This is a genomic window from Nonomuraea cavernae, assembly GCF_040655715.1.
In the GTDB taxonomy this organism is placed as follows: Bacteria; Actinomycetota; Actinomycetes; order Streptosporangiales; family Streptosporangiaceae; genus Nonomuraea; species Nonomuraea cavernae_A.
The window spans coordinates 206,206-231,982 of the sequence record NZ_JBFAKL010000007.1 but is presented as its reverse complement, the minus strand read 5'-3'; the positions used below and the strand labels follow the sequence as shown (position 1 = coordinate 231,982).

The following is a 25,777-nucleotide window of genomic DNA, read 5'->3' as shown; positions in this document are numbered from 1 at the left end:
CTCCTCGGGATTGTGTCCTACGTCACTCCCCGATGGTCACAATGTCCACCGTTGGAACGTGGTGGAGCAAGAGGTCCGGCCAAATTGGAACACGATTCTGGTTCTAGGATTCGCGTCATGACTATCTGTGAGCATCTCGCCCAGGCCGACGACCCGCCCGCGCGGACGCCGGAGGGCTGTGAGGAGTGCCTGGCCGGCGGAAGCGGCTGGGTCCATCTGCGTCGCTGCCTGGCGTGCGGTCATGTCGGGTGCTGCGACTCGTCACCCAACAAGCACGCCACGCAGCACTTCCAGGCCGTGGGCCATCCGGTGATCGAGTCCTTCGAGCCCGGCGAGAACTGGCGGTGGTGCTTCGTCCACGCCCAGATGGCCTGACGCCTCAGGTCACCTGCCCCAGGTCAGCGGCCCCGGCTCACCAGTCGCGGCGATCGTCGCGGTCGTCGTACTGGTCGGGACGTAGCCGCTCGCCGGTGGAGAACATCGGGTCGCCCACGTACGGGCGCGAGATGTCGGGCGTGCCGCCGGCCCGTGGATACGGGCTCGCCAGCGGGTCGAGGGGGTCGATCTGAGGCTGGTAACCCTGGTAGCCGTCCTGGCCGGGGTAGCGGTCGGCCGGCGGAGCGGGGGCCTGGCGCCTGCCCGCGCCGGGGATGCCGTGCATCGGGGTGCCGATCCCCGCCGTGCCCGGGACGTTGCGCGGGGGCGGTGGTTGCTGCTGGTAGCCGTAGTCGCTCTGCGCGGGGCGCTCCTGGCGCGGCGCCGGGTAGGGCTCGGCGGCCTGGGAGGGGAAGCCCAGCGGATCGGTCGACGGCGCCACGGGGCGGCCGCCGGGCAACTGGTAGTGGGGCTGGGACTCGTGGCCGCCGGCCACGTACTGCGGGCCGGAGAAGGGCTCGGGGTCCAGGGTGTACGGCCGGCCGCCGAAGGTGTCGGGCTCGGCGTACTGGGGGCCGGAGAACGGCTCCGCGCGGGCGGGCTCCCGGTAGGCGGGGATGGGCTCGCCCGTGTGCGGATCGGCGTACTGCGGGCCGCTGAAGGGGCTCCGCTCGCCGTACTGCGGGGCCGGCGCGTCGCGGGGCGCGACCGGCTCCTGATAGGAGGCCACCAGCTTGTCCTGGTGGGCCGGCCCCCTGGCGACGAGCACGTCGTTGGGCGCGGTCGTCGGCCGCTCGTCGTGCTGCGGCGGCGGGGGCAGCAGGCCATGGGCGGGGGGCCGGTGATACTGGCCGGTGCCGGGGATCGCCTCGGTCACCGGATCGTGCTCGGGCACGGCCGGCTGCTCGCCCGTGGCCTCCGCGTAGCCGTCGTCGAGCGTGTCGAGCAGGCGCCCCACGTCGTCCATCGGCATACGGAAGCTGGCCGTGCACATCTCCCCACGCCACAGGCTGAGCACGAGTGTGCCCTCATGCCACGTGACCCGGAGGCAACGTTCCTGACCTCTGGCATCGAAGAACACTTCACCGAACGACGGCAACGGGACAACTTCCGACATGGCAGACATACTGCTTTAACCAGCCTTTATTCGTCCACTCAACCCCGGAAAACCCTACTTAACCGGACTCCCCACCCTTATCTTGGGTCCATCTGATCGCATCTGGAAGCTCCTAGACGGACAGGTTGGAGTTCCGGTCGTTCAGTGTGCCACGCGAACCGAGGTCCGGGTCCGGGAACGCCGGGATGCGTATGCCCCGTCACACCGCGTTCGGCGCGGCGACCCCGGAATGCCGGTAGCGTTTAGTGCCGTGCCGGACTCCCATCTCCCGTCAGTCGAACACCTGCTCAGCGCCGCGGTCAACGCTCTCGGAGGGAGCGAGCGCCAGGGCCAGATCACGATGACGAAGGCCGTCCAGCGGGCCGTCGACGAAGACGAGCATCTCGCGGTCCAGGCGGGCACCGGCACCGGCAAGTCGCTCGCCTACCTGGTGCCCTCGATCCGGCACGCCATGGACTCAGACACCACGGTCGTGGTCTCCACCGCCACCATCGCGCTGCAGCGCCAGCTGGTCGACCGCGACCTGCCCCGGCTGTCCGAGGCGCTGGCCAAGGAGCTGCCGCACGAGCCGTCGTTCTCCATCCTCAAGGGCCGCCGCAACTACCTGTGCCGCTACAAGGCGACCGCCGGCTGGCCCGAGGAGGACGAGCAGGACCAGCTGTTCGACCCGCGCGAGGTCAGCGCGACCGGGCGGATGGTGCAGCGCATCCAGGAGTGGGCGGAGGAGACCGAGACGGGCGACCGCGACGAGCTGGTGCCCGGGGTCAGCGAGCAGGCCTGGCGGCAGTTCTCGGTGAGCGCCCAGGAGTGCCTCGGCGCCACCCGCTGCCCGAGCGGCGCCGAGTGCTTCGCCGAGCTGGCCCGGGCCAAGGCCGGCGAGGTCGACGTGGTCGTCACCAACCACGCGCTGCTCGCGATCGACGCGATGAGCGACATGTCGGTGCTGCCCGAGCACGATCTCGTGGTCGTCGACGAGGCCCACGAGCTGGTCGACCGGGTCACCTCGGTGGTGACCGGCGAGTTGTCGGACGTCTCGGTGTCGCTGGCCGTACGCCGCGTGGGCCGGCTGATCGAGCAGCCCATCGCCGACCAGCTGCTGGAGGCCGGCGAAGACCTCAAGGCGCTGCTGGCCGCCGCCCCGGCGGGCCGGGTCGACGAACTGCCCGAGGTGCTCGGGCTCACGCTGGCGCTGCTGCGTGACACCTCGGCCCGCTGCGTCACGGCTCTCGGGCCGCGCGGCGGCGACAAGGACGACCCCGACAAGGCGGGCCAGCGCAAGGCGGCGTTCACCGCGCTCGACGAGGTCCACGACACCGCCGTACGCATGCTGGAGGCCTACGGGCACGCCACCGAGGCCGACCGGGCCGAGGTGGTCTGGCTCGACTCCGGCACCGACCGGCGCCCGCCGACGCTGCGCGTCGCGCCGCTCAACGTCGGCGGCATGCTGCGCGAGCGGCTCTTCGGCGACCGCACCATCGTGCTCACCTCCGCCACGCTGGCGCTGGGCGGCACGTTCGACGGCATGGCCATGCAGTGGGGGCTCGGCAAGGGCGAGTGGCAGGGCATCGACGTCGGCTCGCCGTTCGACCATCCCCGGGCCGGCATCCTCTACGTCGCCAAGCACCTGCCCCAGCCCGGCCGCGACGGACTCCCCCAGGCCTACCTCGACGAGATCACCGAGCTGATCCAGGCCGCGGGCGGCCGCACACTGGGCCTGTTCTCCTCCATGCGGGCCGCCAAGGCCGCCACCGAGGCGCTGCGCGACCGGCTCGACGTGCCGCTGCTCTGCCAGGGCGACGACTCGACCATGCTGCTCGTCAAGCAGTTCGCCGAAGACGAGGCGACCTGCCTGTTCGGCACCCTGTCGCTCTGGCAGGGCGTCGACGTGCCCGGCCCGTCGCTGCGCCTGGTCATCATCGACCGGGTGCCGTTCCCCCGTCCCGACGACCCGCTCACCTCGGCCCGGCAGCGGCACGTGGCGGCCAAGGGCGGCAACGGCTTCATGACGGTCGCGGCCAACCACGCGGCGCTTCTCCTGGCCCAGGGCACCGGCCGGCTGCTGCGGTCACAACACGACAAGGGCGTCATCGCGGTGCTCGACCCGCGCCTGGCGACCGCCCGCTACAGCGGCTTCCTGCTGGGCTCGCTACCGCCCTTCTGGCGCACCACCGACCCCGCCGTCCCCCGCGCCGCGCTCAAGCGCCTGGCGGACGAGAGCTGATCCGGCCGTACGGGCTCCGCCTGCGCACAGGTTTCGCCGTACCCGTTCCGCCGTGCACAGGGTCGGCCGGACACGGACCTCAAGGACCCCAGGGCAGCAGGTCGGGGCGTTTGGGGTCGACGCCGTCGCCGGACGAGGTGCCGCGCAGCCGTCGGGTCACCCAGGGCACCAGATGCTCGCGGATCCACTGCGCGTCCTCGCGCCGCCTGGCCCGCGGATCGACCGAGCGCTCCGGCCACACCTTGCGCCAGTCGTCGAACGGCACGCCCAGCACGTCGAGCACCCGGGCGGCGACCAGCCGATGGCCGTCCTCGTTCATGTGCAGCCGGTCGTCGCCCCAGGCCCGCCAGTCGCGCAGGCCCTGCATCGACCACTGGTCGACCAGCCGGCAGCCGTAGAGGTCGGCGATCGAACGAATGTGCAGGTAGAAGACGGCGAAGCGGCCGCGCAGGCGGCGCATCAGCGGCGTGTCACGCGGATCGACCCCGGTGAACAACAGCACCTCGGCGCCGCCCGCCCGCAGCTCGCGCACGGCCCGCGCGAGCGTCTTGGCCATCGCGTCGGGGTCGCAGCCCGGCCGGAGCAGGTCGTTGCCGCCCGCGCAGAGGCTGACCAGGTCGGGGGCCATCTCGACGGCGACCGGCACCTGCTCGGTGACGATCTGGTTGAGCAGCCTGCCCCGCACCGCCAGGTTGGCGTAGCGGAACGCGGGGTCGTCGGCGGCGAGCCGCTCGGCGACCCGGTCGGCCCAGCCTCGGTAGCGGCCGTCGGGACCGACGTCGTTGAGCCCTTCGGTGAAGCTGTCACCGAGGGCCACGAAGGAGCCGTAATGCCTCATCGCCCGACGCCCGTCTCCGCCGGACGCGGCCGAACCGCCGGGGTCACTGAGTGACCGCCTGGTAGGCGGCTTCCAGCAGTTCCTCCGGCGGGCCTTCGAGCCGGGCAGGCCTGGCCAGGCCGTCGAGCACCACGAACCGCTGCTCGGCCCCCCGGTTCTTCTTGTCCAGCCGCATGTGATCGCGCAGTTGCGGCCAGGCGTCAGCGCGGTAGGCGGTGGGCAGGCCGACCGAGGTCAGGATCGACCTGGTGCGCTCGACCAGATCGGCCCCCACGCGGCCGTCGAGCCTGGACAGCTCGGCGGCGTAGACCATGCCGATGGCGACGGCCTCGCCGTGCCGCATGTGGTAGTGCTCGGCGCGTTCGATGGCGTGGGCCAGCGTGTGGCCGTAGTTGAGGATCTCGCGCAGCCCCGCCTCACGCAGATCGGCGCCCACCACGTCGGCCTTGACCTGGATCTTGCGCTCGATCAGCTCGCGGGTGTGGCGGCCTTCGGGCCGGGTGGCCGCCTCGGGGTCCTCCTCGATCAGCGCCAGGATGGCCGGGTCGGCGATGAAGCCGCCCTTGATGATCTCGGCGAGCCCGGCGACGTAGTCGGCACGCGGCAGGCTCGGCAGCGTCGCGAGGTCGCAGAGCACCCCGGCGGGAGGCAGGAACGTGCCGACCAGGTTCTTGCCCTCGGGGGTGTCGATGCCGTTCTTGCCGCCGACCGCCGCGTCGACCATGGCGAGCAGCGTGGTCGGGACGAACACCACCTGAACGCCGCGCAGCCACGTGCCGGCGACGAACCCCGCCAGGTCGGTGGTGGCTCCCCCGCCGACGCCCACCACGGCGTCGGAGCGCGTCACGCCGTAGCGGCCGAGGGCCGACCACAGCTGGGCGGCCACCTCGATGGTCTTGGCCTGCTCGCCGTCGGGCACCGGCAGCGCCACCACGTCGTGGCCGGCGTCGGACAACGCCGCGCACACCGGGCGGGAGATCTCGGGCAGGCCGGCCGGGTGGACCACCGCGACCGTGCGCACTCCCGGCCTGAACAGGCCGGGCAGCTCGCCCAGCACGCCGGTGCCGACCACCACGTCATAGGGGCTGTCGCCGCGCACGGCGATCCTCGTGGCGGTCATCGGCCGAGCCCCTCGGCGATCTCGTCGGCCAGTTCCTCGACCTCGCGCTTGTCGGTGACCACGGTGATCGTCGCCAGCCGCTCGTAGATGGGCCGCCGCTCCTCCATGAGCTTCTTCAGCTGGCTGCGCGGGCTGAGCACGAGCAGCGGCCGGGCCGAGGCGAGGCCCACCCGCTGCACCGCGTCAGAGAGGCCGACCTGCAGGTAGACGACGGGCAGGCCGGCGAGCGCCTCCTGGGCCTCCTCGCGCAACACGGCCCCGCCGCCGACGGACAGCACGCCGTCGTGCTCGGTCAACGCCTGCCGCAGGGCGCGCAGCTCCAGCTCGCGGAAGCGCTCCTCGCCGTCCTCGACGAAGATGTCGGCCACGGGCTTGCCCGCGACGGCCTCCACGTCGGCGTCGGTGTCACGGAAGGGCACGCCGAGCCGCTCGGCGAGCAGGCGGCCGAGGGTGGTCTTGCCGGACCCGGGCGGGCCGATCAGCACGGCCTTGATCATTTGATCACCATTGAGGAGAGGTAGCCGGACAGGTTACGGGCGACTTCCTCGACGGAGTCGCCACCGAACTTCTCGAGCGCCGCGTCGGCCAGCACCAGCGCGACCATCGCCTCGGCCACGATGCCCGCCGCCGGGACCGCGCAGACGTCGGACCGCTCGTGGTGGGCCTGGGCCGCCTCGCCGGTCTTGACGTCGATCGTGGCCAGCGCCCGGGGCACCGTGGAGATCGGCTTCATCGCGGCGCTGACGCGCAGGATCTCGCCGTTGGTCATGCCGCCCTCGACGCCGCCCGCACGGTTGGTGAGGCGGCGCACCCCGTCTTCGGTGGTGTAGGCGATCTCGTCGTGGGCGCGCGAGCCGGGCCGGCGGGCCGTCTCGAAGCCGTCGCCGACCGCCACGCCCTTGATCGCCTGGATGCCCATGAGCGCCCCGGCCAGCCGGGAGTCGAGGCGGCGGTCCCAGTGGGTGTAGCTGCCGAGGCCGGGCGGCAGGTTGTAGGCGAGCACCTCGACCACGCCGCCGAGCGTGTCGCCGTCCTTGTGGGCCTTGTCGATGACGGCCACCATGGCGGCGCTGCCCTCGGGGTCGGCGCACCTGACCGGGTCGGCGTCGATCCGGGGCAGCTCACCCGGCCCCGGGAGCGTCTCGGCCGGGCTGGACGCCTCGCCGATGGAGACCACGTGGCTGACGATGTCGACGCCGAGCGCCTGCTTGAGGAAGCGCCTGGCCACCTCGCCGAGCGCGACCCTGGCGGCGGTCTCGCGGGCGCTGGCCCGGTCGAGGACCTGGCGGGCGTCGTCGAAGCCGTATTTCTGCATGCCGGCCAGGTCGGCGTGGCCCGGACGGGGCCGCGAGCGCGGCGCGTTGCGCGCCAGCCCCTCGAGCTCCTCGGGGTCGACCGGGTCGGCCGCCATGACCTTCGCCCACTTGGGCCACTCGGTGTTGCCGATGCGGATCGCGACCGGGCTGCCCATGGTGCGGCCGTGGCGTACGCCACCGATGATCGTCACCTGGTCCTGCTCGAACTTCATCCGGGCGCCCCTGCCGTAGCCGAGGCGGCGGCGGCGCAGCGCCTCGTCGATCGCGGCCGTGGTCACCTCGACCCCAGCGGGCAGGCCTTCCATGACGGCAACGAGCTCCGGGCCGTGAGACTCTCCGGCGGTCAACCAGCGCAACATGCCTACAAGTCTTCCATGTGCCGCCTAGTGGGATGGCCGGGCGTTCAACTGCCGAGACAGAGACCGGTCAGGGCGCCGAGCAGCATGAAGGGACCGAGCGGGAACTCGGTGTGGCGCCCCGCCCGGCCGGTCGCGAGCAGCGCGACCGCGTAGAGGGCGCCGAGCAGCTGCCCGGCCACGGCGGCCAGCACCCAGGCGGGCCAGCCGAGCGCGGCGGTGGCCAGGCCGATGAGCCCGGCCAGCTTCACGTCGCCGAGGCCCATGGCGGCGGGCCGGACGAACCACAGCACTCCGTAGACCGCCGCCAGGGCCACGCCGCCGAGCAGCGCGCGGGGCAGTTCGCCGGTGGGGATCAGGGTCAGGGCCAGGATGGGGTACGACGGCAGCGTGATCACGTCCGGCAGCCGGAAGGTCCGCCAGTCGATGATCGCCAGGACCGTGCCCGCCAGGGCGAGGTACACGTACGGCAGGCCCGCGCGCCAGGCGACCAGGGCGGTCACCGCGGCCGTGGCCAGCTCGACGGCCGGCAGCCAGGCGGGCACCGGCACCGTGCGCAGCACGGCGGACAGCGCGGCGCGGGCCTCGGCCCGGAGATCCTCCGGATCGTCACCGAACGCGCCGGCCAATGTCCGGACATAACGGCCCGCGATGAGGCCGAGTAGCGCCACGAGTGCAACCACGTGGCGACCCTAGTCCGGTGACGCGCCCCAGCGGGAACCGTTCAGCGGGCTTTGCGGGCGAACCAGCGGCGCCTGCGGGCGGGCTCGACGGCCTCGACCCGGGCCACGGTCACGCCGGACAGCTGATCGAGCGTGCCCGACTCGGCCGCCGCGAGGGCCTCCAGCGCGGTGCCCTCGATCACGAACGGCACCGGCCCGGCCACGTCGACCACGACCGCGGCGGCCCGCTCGTGGACCGCCGCCTGGCAGACCTGGAGCGCTGTGGCCTGGATCGGCCGCGCGTCGGGCCGCCACCTGGTCAGCGCCTCGGTGCCGGTGAAGGCGAGCACCGCCTCCCGGCCGTCCTTGCCGACGAGCTTGGGCAGCGCCATCTCGCTCTCCTTCTCCTGCCGCAGCCCGTGCTCGCCCACCTCCGACTCGGTCAGCAGCGCGACCACGGGCACCAGGAGCCGGGAGCCGGTCAGCGCGCCCAGCACCTCGGCGGGGCCGGCGGTGTCGTCCTGGTAGGAGGCGAGGGCGGTGGCGACGGCGGGCGCGGTGCTGCCGTCGTCGCCGGGGTCGAGAGGTCGCGGGATGCTCGGCACAAATCCCGAGCGTACCCGCGCGTCCCGCCGGTCCTCCCCGCGGCTTCGGGCGGGCACCAGGTAGGGTCGGGCCCGCGAGGGCCGGGCCGAGGGACCGTCCGCCGGACGAGAACTCGCCCGCGCGGGCCGCGACGGGGCGAGGCCGTCCAGAGCCGCGACAGGGGGCGATCTGTTTGTACTTCCAGCACGCGACCACGATCTGGCGGGACTTCCCGGAGCTGGCGGCCGGCGCGCTGTTCGCCGACGGGATCGGCGGAGAGGCCCGCCCGGACACCCGGATCGAGGCGTTCACCGCGGTCGCGGCCTCCCGGCTGGCGGCCTCGTCCGAGGCGGAGCTGCCCGAGATCCAGGCGTGGCGGCGGACCTTCTCTCGGATGGGGCTGAAGCCGACGCAGTACCGATGCGCCTCGGAGTCGCTGCTGCGGCGGTTCCGGAAGGAAGGGGAGCTGCCGCGGATCCATCCCCTGATCGACGTGTGCAACGCGGTGTCGCTGGCGTTCGCGATCCCGGTGGCGGTGTTCGACGTGGCGGAGGTGACCGGTTTCCTGGAGGTCCGTCACGCGACCGGCGACGAGACCTACCTGACCTTCTCCGGGGAGACCGAGCACCCCGAACCCGGCGAGGTGATCTTCGCCGACGCCGCCGGGCGGGCTCACGCCCGGCGGTGGTCCAACCGGCAGAGCCGCCAGTCGGCCGTCAGTGACACGACCCGGTCCGTGCTGATCGTCGCCGAGGCGCTGCACCCGTCGGCGACGCTGGACGTCGGGCGGCTCATGACCGCCCTGGTCGGCGAGCTGAGCGCGCTGCGGGCCGTGGACCCGAAGCCCGTCACGCTCAGCGCGTCCTCGCCACGCTTCGACTTCTGACCGTACGGACGACCGATCGTACGACCGCGCGAACCGTTCATACGTACGTGCTGGACCGTGCGGCCTCCCCGGGAGGCGCGTTCCCGGGGAGGCCGTGGCGCTCGTACCGGCCGGTCAGGGGGTGGAGATGGCCGCCACCGGGCCGCCCCCCGACGGGCCCTGGTGGACGGCGGCCACCGAGACGAAGACGGCGGGGTCGCCGGTCACCGAGGCCGCCACGCCGCCCACCGTGGCCTTGATCTGGCGATGCCAGTGCACGTCGGAGTCGTCCAGCATGATGTTGCGCCGGCCCCTGACCCTGCCCGTGGGGTCGGCCTCGCACTTCATGAAGACATTCACCAGCCGGTCGCCCAGGTCCGAGGGGTGCGGCCGGTCGGGCAGCGTCAGGCCGGAGTCGCGGATCGCCTCCCAGATGCCGTCGGCGTCCAGGGCGTCCTTCATCACGCTGTGGCCGATGCGGTAGCGCCCGCCGATGCCCCGTACGTTGCCGACCAGGACGATCTGCGCCCGGTCGAGCTCCACGCCGGACGAGCACGAGGCGACGGACGAGTAGAGCGAGAGGTCCTTGTGGATCTGGTCGGCGCGGGGCATGTCGATCTCGCCCAGGGCGACGGCGACGCCGAGGGCGGTGGTCGAGTTGGACAGGTCCATCGACGGCCCCGTCTCCTCGATCGCGGTGTCCTGGCCGCGGCTCTTGGCGTCGGTGATCGTGGCCAGGGTGAGCAGCGGGGTCTTGGTCTGCACGTAGTGGACGTCGCGCGGGTCGTCGATGCCGGCGATCTTCATCGCCTCGCGCACGCCGGCCGCGACCTTCTCCACCATCGCGTGGCGGCCGATGTCCTCGGGCAGGATCACCTCGCTCATCGCCACACCGACCGACACGCGCGGCTCGTCCGACGCGACCGTTCGAGACGGGTCGAGGGTGGCGAAGATCGTGGCGTGCGGGCTCAGCACCCCGTCGGTGCCGCCCGACCACACCAGCGGCACGTTCTCCGGCGCCGGATGCCCCTTGGCCGCCAGCACGTCACGGAACGCCCGGTCCGCCAGGATGCGGGTGTAGTCGTTCACGCCGCCGTTGCCCTCGGTCTTGCCGACCACCGCGAGCACCCGGTGCGCCTCGATCACCCCGTCGTCGATGAGCCGCTCCAGGCCCGAGGCGTCGGTCACGCTCTCGATCGGCACCTTCCGCACTTCAATCGGATCCGGCATTTATCGCCCTTTCTCGCCTGTGAGCCGCAGTAGCAGGGAGGGCCGCCGTCCCGAGCCGCCCCCGGGCGAAATACCCGGCCTCCTCCGGCGGCACGCCCCGACGCTACTGACGACCTCGACCCCCTTTCATGGGCAATGTCTGCCAGACGTTGCGGGCAGTGCCGTCACCGGTTGAGATGTACGACGTGACGAACACTCCTCGTTCCCTCCAGGATCTGGTGCGCCGGCGCCAGCAGGCCGGGTTCATCGGGCGGGAGGTGGAGATCGCCTTCTTCCGCGCCAACCTGGACCTGCCACTGGAGGACGAGCGCCGCCGCGTGCTGTTCTCGATCCACGGCGACGGCGGCATGGGCAAGACCTTCCTGCTGTCCAGGCTCAGGCGGATCGCCCAGGACGCGGGCCGGCTGACCGCCCGCGTGGACGAGTCGGCGTACGAGGTGGTCGAGGTCATGGCCGCCGTCGCCGCCGAACTCGAGGGGCAGGGCGCGCGGCTGAAGAGGTTCACCCAGCAGCACGCCGCCTACCGCAGGCGCAGGCACGAGACCGAGGCGGGCGACGACGTGGCCGGCGCCGTCACCAGGACCGCGACCCAGGTGGCCACGGGCACGGTGGGCGCCCTCGTCCCGGGTGCGAGCCTCCTCACCGGCGCCATCGACCCCGAACAGGTCAACCGGCTCCGCGTCGCCGCCATGGACAGGCTGCGCGGACGCGAGCCGGCGCCGGCCCCCGCGCAGGAGCTCACCCCGGCCTTTCTCGAGGGCCTGCGCGAGCTGCCCCGCCCGCTGGCGCTCTTCTTCGACACCTACGAGCGCACGGGCGCCTACCTCGACGACTGGCTGCGCGACGTGTTCGAGGGCAGGTACGGCGAGGCGCCCGTGGACCTCGTGGTCACCGTGGCCGGACGGCTGCCGCTCGACCCGTTGCGCTGGTCGCCGTACCTGAGCGTGCTCGCCGACCTGCCGCTCGTGCCCTTCACCGAGGTCGAGGTGAGGCGGCTGCTGGCGCGGAGGTCGGTGACGGACGAGCGGGTCATCGAGGTGATCAGCGCCGTCTCCGGAGGGTTGCCGCTGGCGGTCGCGACGCTGGCCGAGCAGCGCCCGAGCGACCCCGGCGCCGTGGCCGACCCCTCGGACGGGCTCGTGGACCGGTTCCTGCGGTGGGAGGCGGACCCCGTCCGGCGCGACCTGGCCGTGACCGCGGCGCTGCCCCGCCGCTTCGACGAGGACCTCGTCGGGGTGCTCGTCGGCGTGCCCGGTGCCGACGCGGCCGGCCACTACGCCTGGCTGCGGGCGCAGAGCTTCGTCACCCGGTCGGGAGGCGGCTGCCGCTATCACGACGTGGTCCGCGAGCCGATGCTCCGGCTCGGCCGGGGCCGCTCGCCGTACCGCTGGCAGCAGGCCCACCACGCGCTCGCCGGCGCCTACCACGACCGGCGCGAGCGGCTCGGGCTCGCCGCCGAGGACGCCTGGGCCGACGAGACGTGGGAGTCCTGCCTGCTGGAGGAGTTCTACCACCTGGCCTGCGCCGACCCGGCGGGCTCGCTGCCCGGCCTGCTGGAGACGGCACTGGGAGCCTGCGCGGCGGGATCCGCGTGGGCGCGCCGCTGGGCCGAGATGATCGCCTCGGCCGGCGCCGACGCCGACTCGAACCGGCTGGCGGCACTCGGCCGCGACCTCGGCGCCGGCCTGGGGGAGGACGGGGATCTCACCGGGTTCCTCGGCGTCCTCATCGGTCACCGGACGTTCCCCGCCGACCGGCTGAAGGAGGCCTATCGCGTACGCGGCAGGGAACACCGCTACGCCTGCCGCTTCGACCGCGCGCTCGGCGACTTCGAGGCGGCCCTCGAACTCGACCCCGGCTACCAGCCGGCCGTCGGGGACAGGGGCGAGACGTACCGCCTGATGAGGCGCCCCGAGGAGGCGCTGGCCGACCTCACCCGCGCCGTCGAGCTCGACCCGCGCGACGCCTGGGCCTTCGGCGGCCGAGGGCAGGTCCTCCGGGTGATGGCGCGCTTCGACGAGGCCGTGGCCGACCTCACCCGTGCCGTCGAGCTGGACCCCGGCTACGCGTGGGCCTTCGCCACCCGGGGCGAGGTCCACCAGCGGTGCGGGCGCCACGAGGAGGCGCTGGCCGACCTCACCCGCGCCATCGAGCTGAGGCCCGGCTACACGTGGGCCGCGGGGACGCGGGCGGTCACCCACCGGCTGATGGGACGCCATGCCGAGGCGATCATCGGCCTCACCCTGGCGATCACGGCGAAGCCCGACTACGCCTGGGGCCTCTCCCTTCGGGGCGACCTCCAGCGGATCCTGGGACGGCACGACGAGGCGCTGGCCGACCATGACCGCGCCGTGGAGCTGGAGCCGGACACCCCCTGGGCGCTGGCCCGCCGCGCCCGTGCCCTGCGCCGGGTGGGACGGCACGACGAGGCCCGCGCCGACCTGGCGCGCGCCGTGGAGCTCGCCCCGCACGACGACGAGCACGCGCTGGAGCTCCGGCTGTGCGGCGGCCCTCCGCCTGCCGGGTGCGTGTGGGTGGCCGACCTCGACGCGACGGAGGGCGACGGCCCGTCCCTGGCCTCCTCCCTCAGGGAGTGGCTGGTGTCCGGCGGCGTCGTCGCCGCGGATACGCAGGTCCTTTCCCTGGACGCGCGGCCCGTGCACCCGCGGATCCCTCCGCCCGGCGGGCTCTCGCTCCACACCGGGCGAATCGCCTGCCACCCGATGGCGGCCGAGGGGGCGACCTGCCCAGGCTGCGGCTCGCGAGCGGTGCTCAGCCGTGACGGCGTGGCGACTGACGAATGGGACGAGATCGCCGCCTCGATCGCGGACTGGACCGCGGGCCGGCTCCCGGGGCACGGCTGCCGGGCCTGCGGCCGGCGCGGCGATCTGCGGGAATGGCGGTTCGATCCGCCGTGGGCGTTCGCGCACCTCGCCGTCCGGCTCTGGGACTGGGGCCCGCCCGCGCCCGAGTTCCTGGCCGCGCTGTCCGAGCGCCTCGGCGGCCATCGGCTCATGGTGCTGCCGGGGCGGGAGTAGGGTCCGGGCATGATGCGTACGGCGGTCGTCAACGAAGTCGAGCTCGTCTTCCGGGAGGAAGGCTCCCCGGACACTCCCCCTCTGGTGCTGCTCCACGGTCGCACCGCCGACCACAACGACTGGAACGGCGTCACCCAGCACCTCGCCGCCCGCCACCACGTCATCGCGCCCGACCTGCGCGGCCACGGCGGCAGCGGCCGCCCCGGCCACTACGCGTTGCCGGACATGGCCGAGGACATCGTGGCGCTGCTCGACCACCTCGGCATCGAGCGGGCCACGCTGGTGGGCCACTCGATGGGCGGCGTGGTCGCCTACCTCCTGGCCATGCGTCACCCCGGCCGGGTCGAGCGGCTCGTCGTCGAGGACCCTCCCCCGCCGTACCCCATCGAAGGGCGCGCGCCCATCGTGGAGGACGAATCCACCGGCTTCGACTGGCGGATGGTGCACGATACCGAGCGGCAGTTCCTCGCCCCCGACCCGGAGTGGGCGCGTGGGCTCGGCCGGATCACCGCTCCCACGCTGGTGCTGTCGGGCGGGCCGTCGAGCCACGTCCGGTCCGAGCCGCTGGCCGAGCGCATTCCGGGCGCCCGGCTGGTCACGATCGACGCCGGGCACCTGATCCACGTCTCGGCCAGGAAGGCGTTCCTGGCCGAGGTCGACGCGTTCCTGGACCAGGGCGAGCGCGAGGTCAGCTGAGGCAGGCGCGGAAGACCCCGGTCAGCCTGTCGACCAGCGCCTGGCGCGACCCCGGCGCCACGGGCCCGAACAACTGCTGGAACCTGCCGCCGCCCATGATGATCGCCGCGGCGATGGAGGCGCGCAACTCGGCGTCCTCCCCGCCCAGCCGGGCGATCAGCGGCTCCAGGATGGCGCTCCTGACCCGGTCCTGGGCCAGCTCGCGGATCGCCGGGCTGGACGCCGAGCGCTCCAGGGTGGCGAGGACGGGGCTGGCGTCCTCGGAGCCGAGCCGGGCGGCGACGTACTCGGCCAGCCGCCTGGCCAGGTCGCCGCCCTCGTCGAGCACGGCGGGGAACCTGCCCTGCTGGGCCAGCACCTCGGCGAACAGCTCCCGCTTCGAGCCGAAGTAGCGGTTGATGAGGGCGATGTTGGCGTTCGCCTCGGCGCCGAGCATCCGCATCGTCACCTCGTCGTAGCCGTGCTCGGCGAACAGGCGGCAGGCGGCGTCCAAGATGCGCCGCCGCGTGCCTTCCCGGCTCCTTGGTTCCACGCTGTCGACAATAGGGGCCCGATCGCATACGACAATGAACCGGGGCGGATCGTACTACTGCCCCCTATCCTCCATATTGGGTCATGTGACCGTAATGTCATATAGATCGGGCAGGGTGGAGGCGTGCGAACGAAGCTCGGCGATCATCTGCGGGAGCGGCTGCACGCGTTCGGGCTGAAGGCTCCGTCGATCGCGCAGTGCGCCGTGGGTGCCGCGCTCGCCTGGATCGCCGCCACCCAGCTGCTCGGTCACCCCAGCCCTTTCTTCGCGCCGATCGCCGTGCTGATCTGCGTCGGCGTGGGCCTCGGGCAGCGGCTGCGCCGAGTGGCCGAGCTGGTCGTGGGCGTCAGCCTCGGCGTCGGCGTGGGAGACCTCCTCGTCGCCTGGATCGGCTCGGGCCCCTGGCAGATCGCCCTGGTCGTGGCGCTGGCCATGGCCACCGCCGCGCTGCTGGACAGCGGGGCGCTGTTCGCGCTGCAGGCCGGGTCCTCGGCCGTGCTGGTCGCGGCCCTGGTGCCGGGCGACAGCACGGGCGGCTTCGACCGGATGCTCGACGCGCTCGCCGGCGGCGCCATCGGGGTCGCCGTGGTGGCCCTGCTGCCCGCCAGCCCGGTCAACCTCGTGGCCAAGCACGCCTCGGAAGTGCTCGACGCCCTGTCCACCGTGCTGGAACAGGCGGCCGAGGCGATCGAGAAGCGCGACGTGGAGCTGGCCGCCGAGGCGCTGGAGGAGGCGCGCGGCACACAGGCGGCGATCGAGGAGTTCGAGCAGGCGCTGGCGACCGGCAAGGAGATCGCCATGATCTCGCCGCTGCACTGGCACCGCCGCGCCCGGCTGGCCAGGTACGAGATGGCTGTCGTGCCGGTGGATCACGCGCTCAGGAACACCAGGGTGCTGGCCCGCCGCACCCTGGCGGCGCTGAGCGAGGCCACCCCGCCGTCCCCCTCGCTGGCCGACTCCATGCGCGAGGTGTCGGAGGCCGCGCTGCTGCTCCAACTGGAGCTCGGGGCCGGCCGCGAACCCGTGCTGGCCAGGCAGGCGCTGCTGGCCGTGGCCGGCAGCAAGCGGCCCGAGGGCCTGGGATTCTCCGCCCACGTCATCGTGGCCCAGCTCCGGTCGATCGTCGTGGACCTGCTGCTGGCCACGGGCGCCGCCCCGGAGGAGGCGGGCGCCGCGCTCACCCCGCTCGACACCCCCGGACCCGCCTGACCTCGCCGGGCCGCGTTCAGCTCAGGCGGACAGGCGCTTCAGCCGGGCGGCCGCCTCGTCGATGACCTCCTCCTTCTTGCAGAAGGCGAACCTGACGAAGTGGCTGCCCCGCGCCGGATGGTCGTAGAAGACCTCGGTCGGGATCGCCACCACCCCGGCCAGCTCGGGCAGCCTGCGGGCGAACTCGAACCCGTCGGTGAAGTCGAGCGGCCTGATATCGGTCTGCACGAAGTAGGTGCCCGCCGGTTTGAGCACCTCGAACCCGGCCGCCGTCAGCCCGGTCATCAGCCGGTCGCGCTTGTCCTGCAGGGCGGCGCGCAACTCGGCCACCCAGCCCAGCTCGTGGCGCAGGCCGTAGGCGACGGCGAGCTGCCACGGCGCGCTCGCGGTGTAGGTGGTGAACTGCTTGACCGTCTGCACGGCCGTGACCAGCTCGGGCGGGGCGCACACCCAGCCGGTCTTCCAGCCGGTGACCGAGAACGTCTTGCCCGCCGAGGAGATCGCCACCGTGCGCTCGCGCATGCCGGGCAGCGTGGCCAGCGGGATGTGCTCGACGCCGTCGAACGTCAGGTGCTCGTACACCTCGTCGGTGATGGCGATCAGCCCGTGCTCCTGGCAGAGCTCGGCGATGACGGTCAGCTCGGCCCTGGTGAAGACGGTGCCCGTCGGGTTGTGCGGCGAGTTGACCAGGATGGCGCGGGTCCGCGGCGTGACGGCCGCCCGCAGCTCATCGGGGTCGAAGGTGAAGCGACCGGCCTCGGGCCGCATGGTCACGGCGACCAGCCGGGCCTGGGCGAGCGCGATCGAGGCGGCGTAGGAGTCGTAGTAGGGCTCGAACGCGATCACCTCGTCACCCGGCTCGCACAGCGCCAGCACGCTGGTCGCGATGGCCTCGGTGGCGCCGACCGTCACCAGGATCTCGCCGTCGGGGTCGTAGCTCAGGCCGTAGTGGGCGGCCCGGTGCTCGGCGACGGCCTGGCGCAGCTCCGGCACGCCGGGGCCGGGTGGGTACTGGTTGGCACCCGACCTGATCGCCTGGACCGCGCGGTCGAGCATGGCCGCCGGGCCGTCGGTGTCGGGGAATCCCTGTCCCAGGTTGATGGACCCGGTGCGCGCGGCAAGTTGGCTCATCTCGGCGAAAATCGTCGTGCCGAACCCGCGCATCCGAGAAACTAGTGCTTCCGTCACGGCCCCACCCTAATAGGGTCGTCGCGTGATCACCCAGGTCGCCCTCGCCCTCGCTCTGGTCCTCCCCCCGCTCGCTCCCGGTCCGGCGCCGGGCGACGTCGCTCGGAGCCCGTGCCCGCTCGCGGTGCCCGATCACACGGTCTGCGGTTTCCTGGTCGTGCCCGAACGCCGTGACGCGCCGGGCCGGACCATCAGGGTCGGCTTCGCCGTACACACCTCGACGGCGAGCGGCCGGGCGCGCGACCCGGTCGTGTTCATGAACGGCGGGCCCGGCACGTCGTCCATCCCGCTGCTCGGGTCGGTGAGCCGGATGTTCCCCGACCGCGACGTGGTGGTCGTGGAGCAGCGCGGCGGCCGGCACTCGCGGCCCGCGCTGGGCTGCCCGGAGACGGCCGAGGCGATGCTCGGACTGCTGCGCGAGCCGGCCACTGGCGGCACGACGGACACGGGCGCCCTCGTGGCGGGGGGATCGGCAGGGTCGGCTGGATCGGCTGGATCGGCTGGATCGGCTGGGTCGGCTGGGTCGGCTGGGTCGGCTGGGTCGAGCGGATCGCATGGATCGGGTGGGCGGGTCGATCGCTGGGCGGGTGTCGCGGCGGCGGCCGGGGCCTGCCGGGAGCGACTGCGGGAGCAGGGAGTCGACCTGCGCGGCTACACCACCAAGGAGATCACGGCGGACGTGGTCCGGCTCCGTGAGGTGCTCGGCTACCCATCGTGGAACCTGTTCGGGGTCGGCTACTCGACGCGGGTGATGCTCGACGTGGCCGCCGCCGACCCGGGCGGTGTCCGGTCGGTGGTGCTCGACTCGTTCCTGCCCGAGAGCGCGGCCTGGTACGACGAGGCGGACCGGGCGCTGGCCGACGCGGTGGCGCGGCTGGGGCTGCGCGACCGGTTCGAGGCCATGGTGCGCAGGTTGAACGCGCGGCCCGCGCGGGTGCCCGTGACCGACCCGCTGCTCGGCTCCGCGTTCACGGCCCGGCTGACCGGCGACGACACGGCGACGCTCCTGGCGCAGGCCCTGCGGGAGCCGGGCGGAACGCCGCGCACACCGGACGTGCCGAGCGGGGCGGGCGCAGCAGACGCGGCCGGCGCAGTTGGCGGGGCGGGCGGGGCCGGCGGGGCGGCGGTGGTGGCCGTGCTGGTCGGTGCTCTGGCGAGCGGGCATGACGAGCCGCTGAGCCCGCCGGCCGACGCGCTGGCCGAGGGGTTGATGGCCCGCGAGCTGGGGCTGTATCACGCGGTGCAGTGCCAGGACGAGGTCCCGGTCAACACCTTCACCACCAGCTCCCGACTTTTCACCGTAAATGCCGACAAGGCGGTGTGTGACGCGTGGAAGCTGCCCGCGTCCGCCCCCGCGAACTCCACCACGGACGCGCCGGTCCTGGCCGTCGGCGGCCGGACCGACCCCACGACGCCGTCCGGGACCGGCAGGGCCGCCGCCGAGCGACTGCCGGACGGCCGCTTCGTCGAGTTCGCCGGCCTCGGCCACGCGGTGTCCCTGGCCGGGTCCCCGGCCGGCGCGTGCGCCCGCGCGCACATCCGGGCCTTCGTCACCGACCCCGCCCGGCGCTCCTCCCCCTGCCCTGCCGAGCAGGCGCCGCCCCGTACCGCCGACGTGCGCGTGAGTGCCGCGCCCTACCAGCTGGCGTCCGCGCCGTGGCTGGCCGCGCCGTTCGCGCTGTTCGCGCTGGCCTCCCTGGCGCAGTTGCTCGCGGGCGCGGTCCGGGGCCGGGCACTGACCGCGTACGCCGGACTCACCGGGGTGGCGTTCAGCTGGCTCGTCGCGAGGGAGGTGTACGGGCAGGCGAACGAGGCCACCCTGACCGTCGGCGTGCCCGCGACGACCGGGCCGTACAGTTGGGTGGCGGTCGGCTCGGCCGTGCTCGCGCTCGCGGCGTTCGCGCGGCGGCGCGGATGGGGACAGGCCGTGGCGGCGCTCATCGGCGCCGGATTCCTCGTATGGTGGTTCGCCTGGTTCCTGTGACGCGCATCCGTGAGCTCGACGCCCTCCGCGGCTTCGCGGTGGGCGGGATCATGCTGGTCAACGCCTGGCAGCACCTGCCAAGCGACCCCGACCGGCCGCGCACCGGCATCGACTGGGCGATCGACGCGCTGTTCCAGGCCCGCTTCTACCCGATCTTCTCGCTGCTCTTCGGCATCGGTTTCGTGCTGTTCCTGCAGCGGGCCGGCCGATGGGTGCTGCTGAGCAGGCTGGTCTGGCTGTTCGGCTTCGGGCTCCTGCAGCAGACCTTCTACAAGGGCGAGGTGCTGACCGACTACGCCGTCTACGGCGCGCTGGTGCTGCTGCCCGCGTCATTCCTGGCCGGTGGGCTGCCCGTGCTGATCCTCGGGCTGGGGGCGGTCGTCTGGGCGATGCGGGAGGGAGGCGGCTCGCTGTTCATCCCCGGCCTGTTCCTGGTCGGCATGGCGCTGATGCAGCTGCGGCCGTCCGAGCGGCTGCTGTGGCCGGGGTTCGCGGTGAGCGCGCTGGCGACCGTGCTGCTCACCCCCGCCTGGGTCATGACCGGCGACTGGACCGTCTACAGCGTCGCCGCGCTGGCCGGGGCCGTCGCCTACACGACCGGGCTGCTGCTGCTCCTGCGGGCCGGCTGGTCGGCGCCACTGTCGGCGGTGCTGGAGCCGATGGGCCGGATGGCGCTGACCAACTACGTCTCCGGCACGCTGGTGATCTTCCTCACCGGGCCGCTCGTGGCGAGCGACCCCACCCGCTGGTCGGTGGTCCTGGTGACGGTGGTGACCCTGTCGGCCCAGGCGTGGGCCAGCAGGTGGTGGCTGTCGACCTTCCGTTATGGCCCACTGGAGTGGGTCTGGCGGTGCCTGACCTGGTTTCGATGGGTGCCCAACCGGTTAGAGTCGGGCCGTGACCACAATCGCCCTCTGCCAGATCCCGGTGGCTCCTGATCCGGCGGCAAACCTCAAGAGGGTCCGCGAGGCGCTCGCCCGAGCCGAGGGCGCCGACCTGGCGATCTTCCCCGAGGCGACGCTCACCCGCTACGGCCGGCGGATCACCGACCTGGCCGAGCCGCTCGACGGCCCGTTCGTCTCCGGAGTGGCCGAGGCCGCCCGCGAGCACCGCGTCGCCGTGATCGCCGGGGTGTTCGAGCCCGGCGACGGCCGCGTGCACAACACGGCCGTCGCGATCGACGCCACCGGCGAGGTCAAGGCCGCCTACCGGAAGATCCACCTGTTCGACTCCTTCGGCGCGAGGGAGTCCGAGCTGGTCGCCCCCGGCTCCGAACCCACGGTCGTCGAGCTGGCCGGGGTCAGGGTGGGGCTGATCACCTGCTACGACATCCGCTTCCCCGAGCTGGCCAGGGCACTGGTCGACCAGGGCGCCGAGCTGTTCGCGGTGATCGCCGCCTGGGGGTCGGGGCCGCTCAAGGAGGACCACTGGATCACCCTGGTCCGCGCCCGCGCGCTGGAGAACACCATGTGGACCGCCGCCGTCGGCCAGGCACCCAACCCGGCCGAGTCCAGCGACGGGTTCGGTGTGGGGCGCAGCATGCTGGTCGACCCGCTGGGCGTGGTCCGCGCCGACCTGGGCACCGCGCCCGGGGTGCAGGTCGTGGAGCTCGATCCCGAGGCGACCGCGGCCGCCCGGACGACCTTGCCCTGCCTCGAACACCGCGTGCTCTGGGTCAATAGATCGTAAAGTGGAACAGTGAGCAGAACGCAGATGCAGAAGGTGGTCCCGCCGCGTCTGCTCGTCCCCTACCTGTCGGGCAAACGCACGGTCATCTCCGGCTACGTCTACCGCGTCCAGGACTGTTCGCGGCTGACCACGCCCGGAGACTACTTCCACGGGCTCGACCTGGTATTCGACGGGTCCGAGCTGACAGCCGGCGTGCCCGAGCTCTACATCATGCGGTGGCACGCCCGCGACGTCGACACCTACGCGGTCCCGTACGGTCCCCACATGGGCGGTGACTGGAGCGACGCGCCGCCCTTCGCCGGCAACGGGTTCACCACCTCGTCCACGCACGTGGTGCCGCAGTTCCACACCATGCCCATGCCGATCCCGGCGGGCGCCGAGATCGTGCACCTGATCGGCGGCGACGAGCGGCGCTTCGCGGACTACGACGGTCTGACCTGGCGGCCCGCCGCATGAGTACCGAGATCACCCCCGTGGCCTCCGGCTTCGTCGCCCGCTTCGGCGAGCGCACGCTGCCGGCCGCGCTGGGCCCCGACAGCGACCAGGTCATGCTGTTCAGCGAGGAGGAGCTCGACGGGTTCGAGGCGGCGTCCGGCTACTGGCGGCGCCAGGTCCGCCGCGACGAGCTGGAGTGGCTGGTGCTGGTCCGCACCGTCGGGGTGTTCGGCGGCGAGCCGTGCATCGTCCTCGACGAGGACGATGACGGTCTGCACATCGCCTACACCGGGCACAGCGGCATGAAGGCCGAGACACTCGGCTACTGGATGGTCGACCACGGCGCCTACGAGGTCGTGGTGCCCCGCGAGGAGGTCTTCTCCATCCAGGTGGAGCGGATCCCGATTTCCTGACCCGCCCGGTCAGCCACCCAGGTGGCGATAGCGGGCCAGGCGGGCGGTGAGCCGGTCGGCCGGCGGCCGGGCGAGCAGCAGCGCGAGCTCGTGCTCCAGCGCCCGCCCCACCCGCTCGCAGAACGCCCGATGCTCGTAGGCGGCGTCGGGCAACTCGGGGATGACCCGGTCGACGATCCCGGCGGCGCGCAGGTCGGTGGCGCGTACCCGCTGGGCCTGGGCGATCTCCGGCGCGAAGTCGACCGAGCGGTAGAGAATCGCCGAGGCGCCCTCCGGCGGCAGCGGCGCCAGCCAGGCGTGCTGCGCGCACAGCACCCGGTCGGCGGGCAACAGCGCCAGCGCGGCGCCACCGGCGCCCTCGCCGAGCAGCAGCGCGACGGTGGGCGCGTCCAGGCTCACCATGTCGGCCAGGCAACGGGCGATCTCCCCCGCCAGGCCGCCCTCCTCGGCCGCCTTCGACAGTGCCGCCCCGGCCGTGTCGATCACGGTGACCAGGGGCAGCCCCAGCTCGGCGGCCAGCCGCATGCCGCGCCGGGCCACGCGCAGCCCGGCCGGGCCGAGCGGCGAACGGGAGCGCTGGCCGAGCCGGTCCTGGCCGAGCACCACGGCGGGCGCGGCGCCGAACCGCGCCAGCGCCAGCAGCAGGCCCGGCTCGTTCTCGCCCGCGCCGGTGCCGTTGAGCGGGGTCACGTCGGTGGCGGCCAGCTTGAGCACCCCGCGCACGCCGGGCCGGTCATCGCGGCGCGACCGGCTGATCGCCTCCCACGCCTCCACCGGACGCAGGTCCTCCTCCGGCGGCAGCCCCGGCTCCAGGGCCGTCCTGTCGGCGCACAGCACGGCCAGCGCCCGGATCGCCACCTCGCGCACGTCGTCGGCCGACACCACCGCGTCGACCAGCCCGTGCCGGTAGAGGTTCTCCGCCACCTGCACCCCCTCGGGGAACGGGTAGCCGTACAGCGCCTCGAACACCCTCGGCCCGAGGAACCCGACCAGCGCGCCCGGCTCCGCGGCCGTGACGTGCCCGAGCGACCCCCACGAGGCGAGCACCCCGCCCGTCGTCGGATGCCGCAGGTAGACCACGTGCGGCAGACCGGCCGCGCGATGCGCCTGCACCGCCGCGGTGATCTTCACCATCTGCACGAACGCCAGCGCGCCCTCCTGCATCCTGGTGCCGCCCGAGGCGGGCGCGGCCAGCAGCGGCAGGCGCTCGCGGGCGGCCCGCTCGACCGCCGAGGTGATCCGCTCGGCCGCCGCGCTCCCGATCGACCCGGCCATGAACGAGAACTCGCTGGCCAGCACCGCGACCCGGCGCCCGGCGAGCAGCCCCTCACCGGTGATGACCGACTCGTCGTAGCCCGACTTGGCCCGGGCCGCGGCCAGCTCCTCGGCGTAGGAGGAACCGGGTGCCGCCGGATCGACCGGGGGCACGTCCCACGATGTCCACGATCCCCGGTCGAGAACCGTTTCGATCAGTGTGCGTGCGTCCGGACGCGTCACCGCTGCTCCCTCGTGTCGGCCGATGCTGCCATGGTGACGCACGAATGTACCGGCCGGTAGCGCAATGTCCGGATCACGTCTCGCGCTCTCCCAGCCAGCTGAGCACCGCGTCCTCGTCCTGGCCGAGCGCGGGCGGCGCGGTGTGCTCCGCGTCGTCGAGGCCGTCGAAGCGCAGCGGCGGCCCCGGCAGCTCGATGCGGCCGAGCACCGGATGGTCGACCTCGACGACCAGCCCCTGGGAGCGGGTCTGATCCCAGGAGTAGACCTCGTCGAGCGAGCGGATCGCCCCTGCGGGCACTCCCTCCTCGGCGAGGCGGGCCAGCCAGTGGGCGCGGTCGTGCGCCACCAGGGCCTTCTCCATGTCGCTGATCAGCTCGTCGCGGTGCGCGAACCTGTCACGGTTGGTCGCGTATCTCGGCCGGCCGGGATCGATGCCGAGCAGCGTGGCCACCTTCCGCCACTGCACGTCGTTGGCCACGGCGATCTGCAGCATGCCGTCGGCGCAGTGGAACGCCCCATAGGGGGCGATCGAGGCGTGGTGGTTGCCTCCCGCGACCGGCACCTGCCCGCCCACGGTCCAGGCGGTGCCGTGGTAGGAGTGCACGCCCGTCACCGCGGCGAGCAGCGACGTGCGCACCACCCGGCCCTTGCCCGTGCGCTGTCGCTCGTACAGCGCCGCCGTCACCCCGTACGCGCCGTGGATGCCGGCCAGCAGGTCGGCGATCGAGGCGCCCACCCGGTACGGCTCGTCGGCCGACGGGCCGGTCAGCGACATGAGGCCGGCCTCGCCCTGGGCGATCTGGTCGTAGCCGGGCCGCCCGCCCTCGGGACCGTCGTGGCCGAACCCGGTGATCGACAGGACGACGAGGCGCGGGTTGAGCTCGTGCAGGCGCTCGACCGGGAAGCCGAGCCGGTCGAGGACGCCGGTGCGGAAGTTCTCGATCAGCACGTCGCTCTGGCGTACCAGCCGCTCGATGAGCGCCTTGCCGTCGGGCGTCTTCAGGTCGACGGCGATGGACTGCTTGTTGCGGTTGGCCGCCAGAAAATAGGTGGAAATATCGTGATCCGGTCCTACGAAGGGCGGGCCCCAGCCTCGCGACTCGTCACCCCCGGCAGGATGCTCGACCTTGATCACCCGCGCGCCGAGATCTCCCAGCATCTGCGCGGCATGGGGGCCGGCCAGCGCCCTGGACAGGTCCAGCACGACGATGTCATCGAGGGGTCCGGGCAAATCGACCTCCAGCTTGATCCGGTGCGGGAGCACATTCTCTCCCCTAACCCCATAACTCACCTACCCTGGGTCCGTGCAATCACTGGCCCGCCAGATCCGGGAACTGGAACCGTCATGCGGTCCGGTCCGGCTGGTGGCCGTCGACGGGCCCGCGGGGTCCGGCAAGACGACGTTCGCGGACGGCCTCGCGGCGGCCCTCGGCTGCCAGGTCGTGCACAGCGATGACTTCCCCGTGCCCTGGGACGAGGGACCCGGTCCGTGGTTCGACGCCCTCCAGGAGCAGGTGCTCCAGCCGCTCCGGCGGGGCCTGCCCGGCGCCTTCCGCCGCTACGACTGGGTGCGTGGTGAATACGGGCCGCTCGTCGAGGTGCCGGTCGCCCCGGCGCTCGTCGTCGAAGGCGTCGGAACGGCCCGGAGGTCGGCGGCGCATCTGCTGGCGTACACCGTCTGGGTGGAGGCGCCCGAGCCGGTGCGCCTGCGCCGGGTGATCGATCGCGACGGCCCCGAGTTCGCGCCCCGATGGGACGCCTGGTTCGCGGCCGAGCGGAAGTGGTTCGCCGACGACGGCACCCGGGATCGGGCCGATCTCGTCGTCATCGGCTGATTCGTCACGAGAACCCGGGATGGGCCGCCGCCGTCCCCGGCGAGGACGGCGGCGGAGCCCGGCCCGCTGCTACAGGTCGCCGAAGTGGGGGATGAGCTCGGTCAGCACCCAGAGGGCGAGGCCGAGGGCGATGAGATTGACGCGGCCCCCGCCCACGTTGAAGGCGGCCAGGACGAAGCAGGCCAGGGCGAAGATGAGCAGGATGAGGGTGATCATGCTGGCTTCCGTCCGTCGGTTGTTACGGGTGTGGTGGCACAGCGCTACCCGTGATCACGAGGTTCAGACGTGATGATCGATGATGTGTGCCGAATTGTGGGCTAGCGCAGGTGGGCGATGTCGTTGAAGCCCAGGAGCCCAGGCAGTCGTTCACGGTGCGTCAGCATGTCCAGAACCAGCACCTTTACTAAGTAGATCAAGTCGTGTGGCCGCTCTCAGGAGGCAGTCACGAAGACAGACGCGGCGATTCTGCGCCAAGATGGGCCATAGATGTCCTTGATCGACCACCATGATGGTCGCATCCGGGCTCCGGCTCACCCGCCACGATCAACGATACGTCCATGGATGGAGAGGGCCGGG

25 protein-coding genes are annotated in these 25,777 nt (G+C 72.9%); 12 read left to right on the top strand and 13 right to left on the bottom strand.

Features of this window, described 5'->3' with window-relative positions; all coding sequences use genetic code 11:
- The first annotated feature begins 117 nt into the window (after positions 1-117).
- Positions 118-375: a ubiquitin carboxyl-terminal hydrolase 14 gene (locus AB0I38_RS13145; protein ID WP_358466385.1), complete on the top strand. Its 258-nt coding sequence runs from the start codon at positions 118-120 to the stop codon at positions 373-375.
- Positions 376-412: 37 nt separating this feature from the next.
- Here AB0I38_RS13145 and AB0I38_RS13140 read toward each other — a convergent pair whose 3' ends face one another.
- On the bottom strand, positions 413-1,342 hold the full coding sequence (locus AB0I38_RS13140; RefSeq protein ID WP_358466383.1) for a hypothetical protein: 930 nt from the start codon (positions 1,340-1,342) through the stop codon (positions 413-415).
- 379 nt (positions 1,343-1,721) lie between these two features.
- On the opposite strand from AB0I38_RS13140, the gene AB0I38_RS13135 reads away from it, so the two are divergent.
- Positions 1,722-3,713: an ATP-dependent DNA helicase gene (locus tag AB0I38_RS13135; RefSeq protein WP_358466381.1), complete on the top strand. Its 1,992-nt coding sequence runs from the start codon at positions 1,722-1,724 to the stop codon at positions 3,711-3,713.
- A gap of 79 nt (positions 3,714-3,792) precedes the next feature.
- Here the strand turns inward: AB0I38_RS13135 and AB0I38_RS13130 are convergent, their stop codons facing one another.
- Genes AB0I38_RS13130 through AB0I38_RS13105 form a run of 6 tightly spaced genes read right to left on the bottom strand, consistent with a single transcriptional unit; the run spans position 3,793 to position 8,610 of the window.
- Positions 3,793-4,551, bottom strand: coding sequence for an SGNH/GDSL hydrolase family protein (locus AB0I38_RS13130; protein ID WP_358466379.1), 759 nt, complete (start codon positions 4,549-4,551; stop codon positions 3,793-3,795).
- Between the two features lie 43 nt (positions 4,552-4,594).
- Positions 4,595-5,671, bottom strand: coding sequence for a 3-dehydroquinate synthase (gene aroB / locus AB0I38_RS13125; RefSeq protein ID WP_358466377.1), 1,077 nt, complete (start codon positions 5,669-5,671; stop codon positions 4,595-4,597).
- Positions 5,668-6,168: a shikimate kinase gene (locus AB0I38_RS13120; RefSeq protein WP_358466375.1), complete on the bottom strand. Its 501-nt coding sequence runs from the start codon at positions 6,166-6,168 to the stop codon at positions 5,668-5,670. The genes aroB and AB0I38_RS13120 overlap by 4 nt, the downstream gene beginning before the upstream one ends.
- A complete protein-coding gene (gene aroC, locus AB0I38_RS13115; protein ID WP_358466373.1) occupies positions 6,165-7,346 on the bottom strand; it encodes a chorismate synthase in 1,182 nt (393 codons plus the stop codon). Before aroC ends, AB0I38_RS13120 begins: the two co-directional genes overlap by 4 nt.
- A gap of 44 nt (positions 7,347-7,390) precedes the next feature.
- A complete protein-coding gene (locus AB0I38_RS13110) occupies positions 7,391-8,026 on the bottom strand; it encodes a prepilin peptidase (protein WP_358466371.1) in 636 nt (211 codons plus the stop codon).
- Between the two features lie 41 nt (positions 8,027-8,067).
- A complete protein-coding gene (locus tag AB0I38_RS13105) occupies positions 8,068-8,610 on the bottom strand; it encodes an SseB family protein (RefSeq protein WP_358466369.1) in 543 nt (180 codons plus the stop codon).
- A 173-nt stretch (positions 8,611-8,783) separates the two neighbouring features.
- On the opposite strand from AB0I38_RS13105, the gene AB0I38_RS13100 reads away from it, so the two are divergent.
- A complete protein-coding gene (locus AB0I38_RS13100; RefSeq protein WP_358466367.1) occupies positions 8,784-9,476 on the top strand; it encodes a B3/B4 domain-containing protein in 693 nt (230 codons plus the stop codon).
- A gap of 114 nt (positions 9,477-9,590) precedes the next feature.
- Here AB0I38_RS13100 and AB0I38_RS13095 read toward each other — a convergent pair whose 3' ends face one another.
- The gene (locus AB0I38_RS13095; RefSeq protein WP_358466365.1) at positions 9,591-10,685 is read right to left on the bottom strand and encodes a ring-opening amidohydrolase; all 1,095 of its coding nucleotides are present in this window, start codon (positions 10,683-10,685) and stop codon (positions 9,591-9,593) included.
- Between the two features lie 185 nt (positions 10,686-10,870).
- Here AB0I38_RS13095 and AB0I38_RS13090 point away from each other — a divergent pair, with 185 nt between their 5' ends.
- Both AB0I38_RS13090 and AB0I38_RS13085 read left to right on the top strand, forming a co-directional pair.
- Positions 10,871-13,723: a tetratricopeptide repeat protein gene (locus tag AB0I38_RS13090; protein ID WP_358466363.1), complete on the top strand. Its 2,853-nt coding sequence runs from the start codon at positions 10,871-10,873 to the stop codon at positions 13,721-13,723.
- Between the two features lie 9 nt (positions 13,724-13,732).
- Positions 13,733-14,419 carry an alpha/beta fold hydrolase gene (locus tag AB0I38_RS13085; protein WP_358466361.1) on the top strand — a complete coding sequence of 229 codons (687 nt, stop codon included), beginning with the start codon at positions 13,733-13,735 and terminating at the stop codon, positions 14,417-14,419.
- Here AB0I38_RS13085 and AB0I38_RS13080 read toward each other — a convergent pair.
- Positions 14,412-14,951, bottom strand: coding sequence for a TetR/AcrR family transcriptional regulator (locus AB0I38_RS13080; RefSeq protein WP_358466359.1), 540 nt, complete (start codon positions 14,949-14,951; stop codon positions 14,412-14,414). The two genes, AB0I38_RS13085 and AB0I38_RS13080, sit on opposite strands and share 8 nt — an antisense overlap.
- 123 nt (positions 14,952-15,074) lie before the next feature.
- Between AB0I38_RS13080 and AB0I38_RS13075 the strand changes: the two genes are divergently transcribed.
- Complete coding sequence (locus tag AB0I38_RS13075) at positions 15,075-16,160, top strand: FUSC family protein (protein WP_358466357.1); 1,086 nt, start codon at positions 15,075-15,077, stop codon at positions 16,158-16,160.
- A gap of 21 nt (positions 16,161-16,181) precedes the next feature.
- On the opposite strand, the gene AB0I38_RS13070 is transcribed toward AB0I38_RS13075, so the two are convergent.
- The gene (locus AB0I38_RS13070; RefSeq protein WP_358466355.1) at positions 16,182-17,348 is read right to left on the bottom strand and encodes a pyridoxal phosphate-dependent aminotransferase; all 1,167 of its coding nucleotides are present in this window, start codon (positions 17,346-17,348) and stop codon (positions 16,182-16,184) included.
- Positions 17,349-17,373: 25 nt separating this feature from the next.
- Between AB0I38_RS13070 and AB0I38_RS13065 the strand changes: the two genes are divergently transcribed.
- Genes AB0I38_RS13065 through AB0I38_RS13045 form a run of 5 tightly spaced genes read left to right on the top strand, consistent with a single transcriptional unit; the run spans position 17,374 to position 21,869 of the window.
- Positions 17,374-19,332, top strand: coding sequence for an alpha/beta hydrolase (locus tag AB0I38_RS13065; RefSeq protein ID WP_358466353.1), 1,959 nt, complete (start codon positions 17,374-17,376; stop codon positions 19,330-19,332).
- Positions 19,329-20,270, top strand: a complete 942-nt coding sequence (locus AB0I38_RS13060) for a DUF418 domain-containing protein (RefSeq protein ID WP_358466351.1) — start codon at positions 19,329-19,331, stop codon at positions 20,268-20,270. The genes AB0I38_RS13065 and AB0I38_RS13060 overlap by 4 nt, the downstream gene beginning before the upstream one ends.
- Positions 20,230-21,021: a carbon-nitrogen hydrolase family protein gene (locus AB0I38_RS13055; RefSeq protein WP_358466349.1), complete on the top strand. Its 792-nt coding sequence runs from the start codon at positions 20,230-20,232 to the stop codon at positions 21,019-21,021. Before AB0I38_RS13060 ends, AB0I38_RS13055 begins: the two co-directional genes overlap by 41 nt.
- A gap of 9 nt (positions 21,022-21,030) precedes the next feature.
- On the top strand, positions 21,031-21,477 hold the full coding sequence (locus tag AB0I38_RS13050; RefSeq protein WP_358466347.1) for a hypothetical protein: 447 nt from the start codon (positions 21,031-21,033) through the stop codon (positions 21,475-21,477).
- On the top strand, positions 21,474-21,869 hold the full coding sequence (locus AB0I38_RS13045) for a hypothetical protein (RefSeq protein WP_358466345.1): 396 nt from the start codon (positions 21,474-21,476) through the stop codon (positions 21,867-21,869). The genes AB0I38_RS13050 and AB0I38_RS13045 overlap by 4 nt, the downstream gene beginning before the upstream one ends.
- A 9-nt stretch (positions 21,870-21,878) precedes the next feature.
- Here the strand turns inward: AB0I38_RS13045 and AB0I38_RS13040 are convergent, their stop codons facing one another.
- Positions 21,879-23,366, bottom strand: coding sequence for a carboxyl transferase domain-containing protein (locus AB0I38_RS13040; protein ID WP_358466344.1), 1,488 nt, complete (start codon positions 23,364-23,366; stop codon positions 21,879-21,881).
- 73 nt (positions 23,367-23,439) lie between these two features.
- Positions 23,440-24,597: a CaiB/BaiF CoA transferase family protein gene (locus tag AB0I38_RS13035; RefSeq protein WP_358466541.1), complete on the bottom strand. Its 1,158-nt coding sequence runs from the start codon at positions 24,595-24,597 to the stop codon at positions 23,440-23,442.
- A 73-nt stretch (positions 24,598-24,670) separates the two neighbouring features.
- Between AB0I38_RS13035 and AB0I38_RS13030 the strand changes: the two genes are divergently transcribed.
- Positions 24,671-25,201, top strand: coding sequence for a uridine kinase family protein (locus AB0I38_RS13030; RefSeq protein WP_358466342.1), 531 nt, complete (start codon positions 24,671-24,673; stop codon positions 25,199-25,201).
- A 69-nt stretch (positions 25,202-25,270) separates the two neighbouring features.
- Here the strand turns inward: AB0I38_RS13030 and AB0I38_RS13025 are convergent, their stop codons facing one another.
- On the bottom strand, positions 25,271-25,417 hold the full coding sequence (locus tag AB0I38_RS13025; RefSeq protein ID WP_189126487.1) for a hypothetical protein: 147 nt from the start codon (positions 25,415-25,417) through the stop codon (positions 25,271-25,273).
- Positions 25,418-25,777 lie beyond the last annotated feature (360 nt).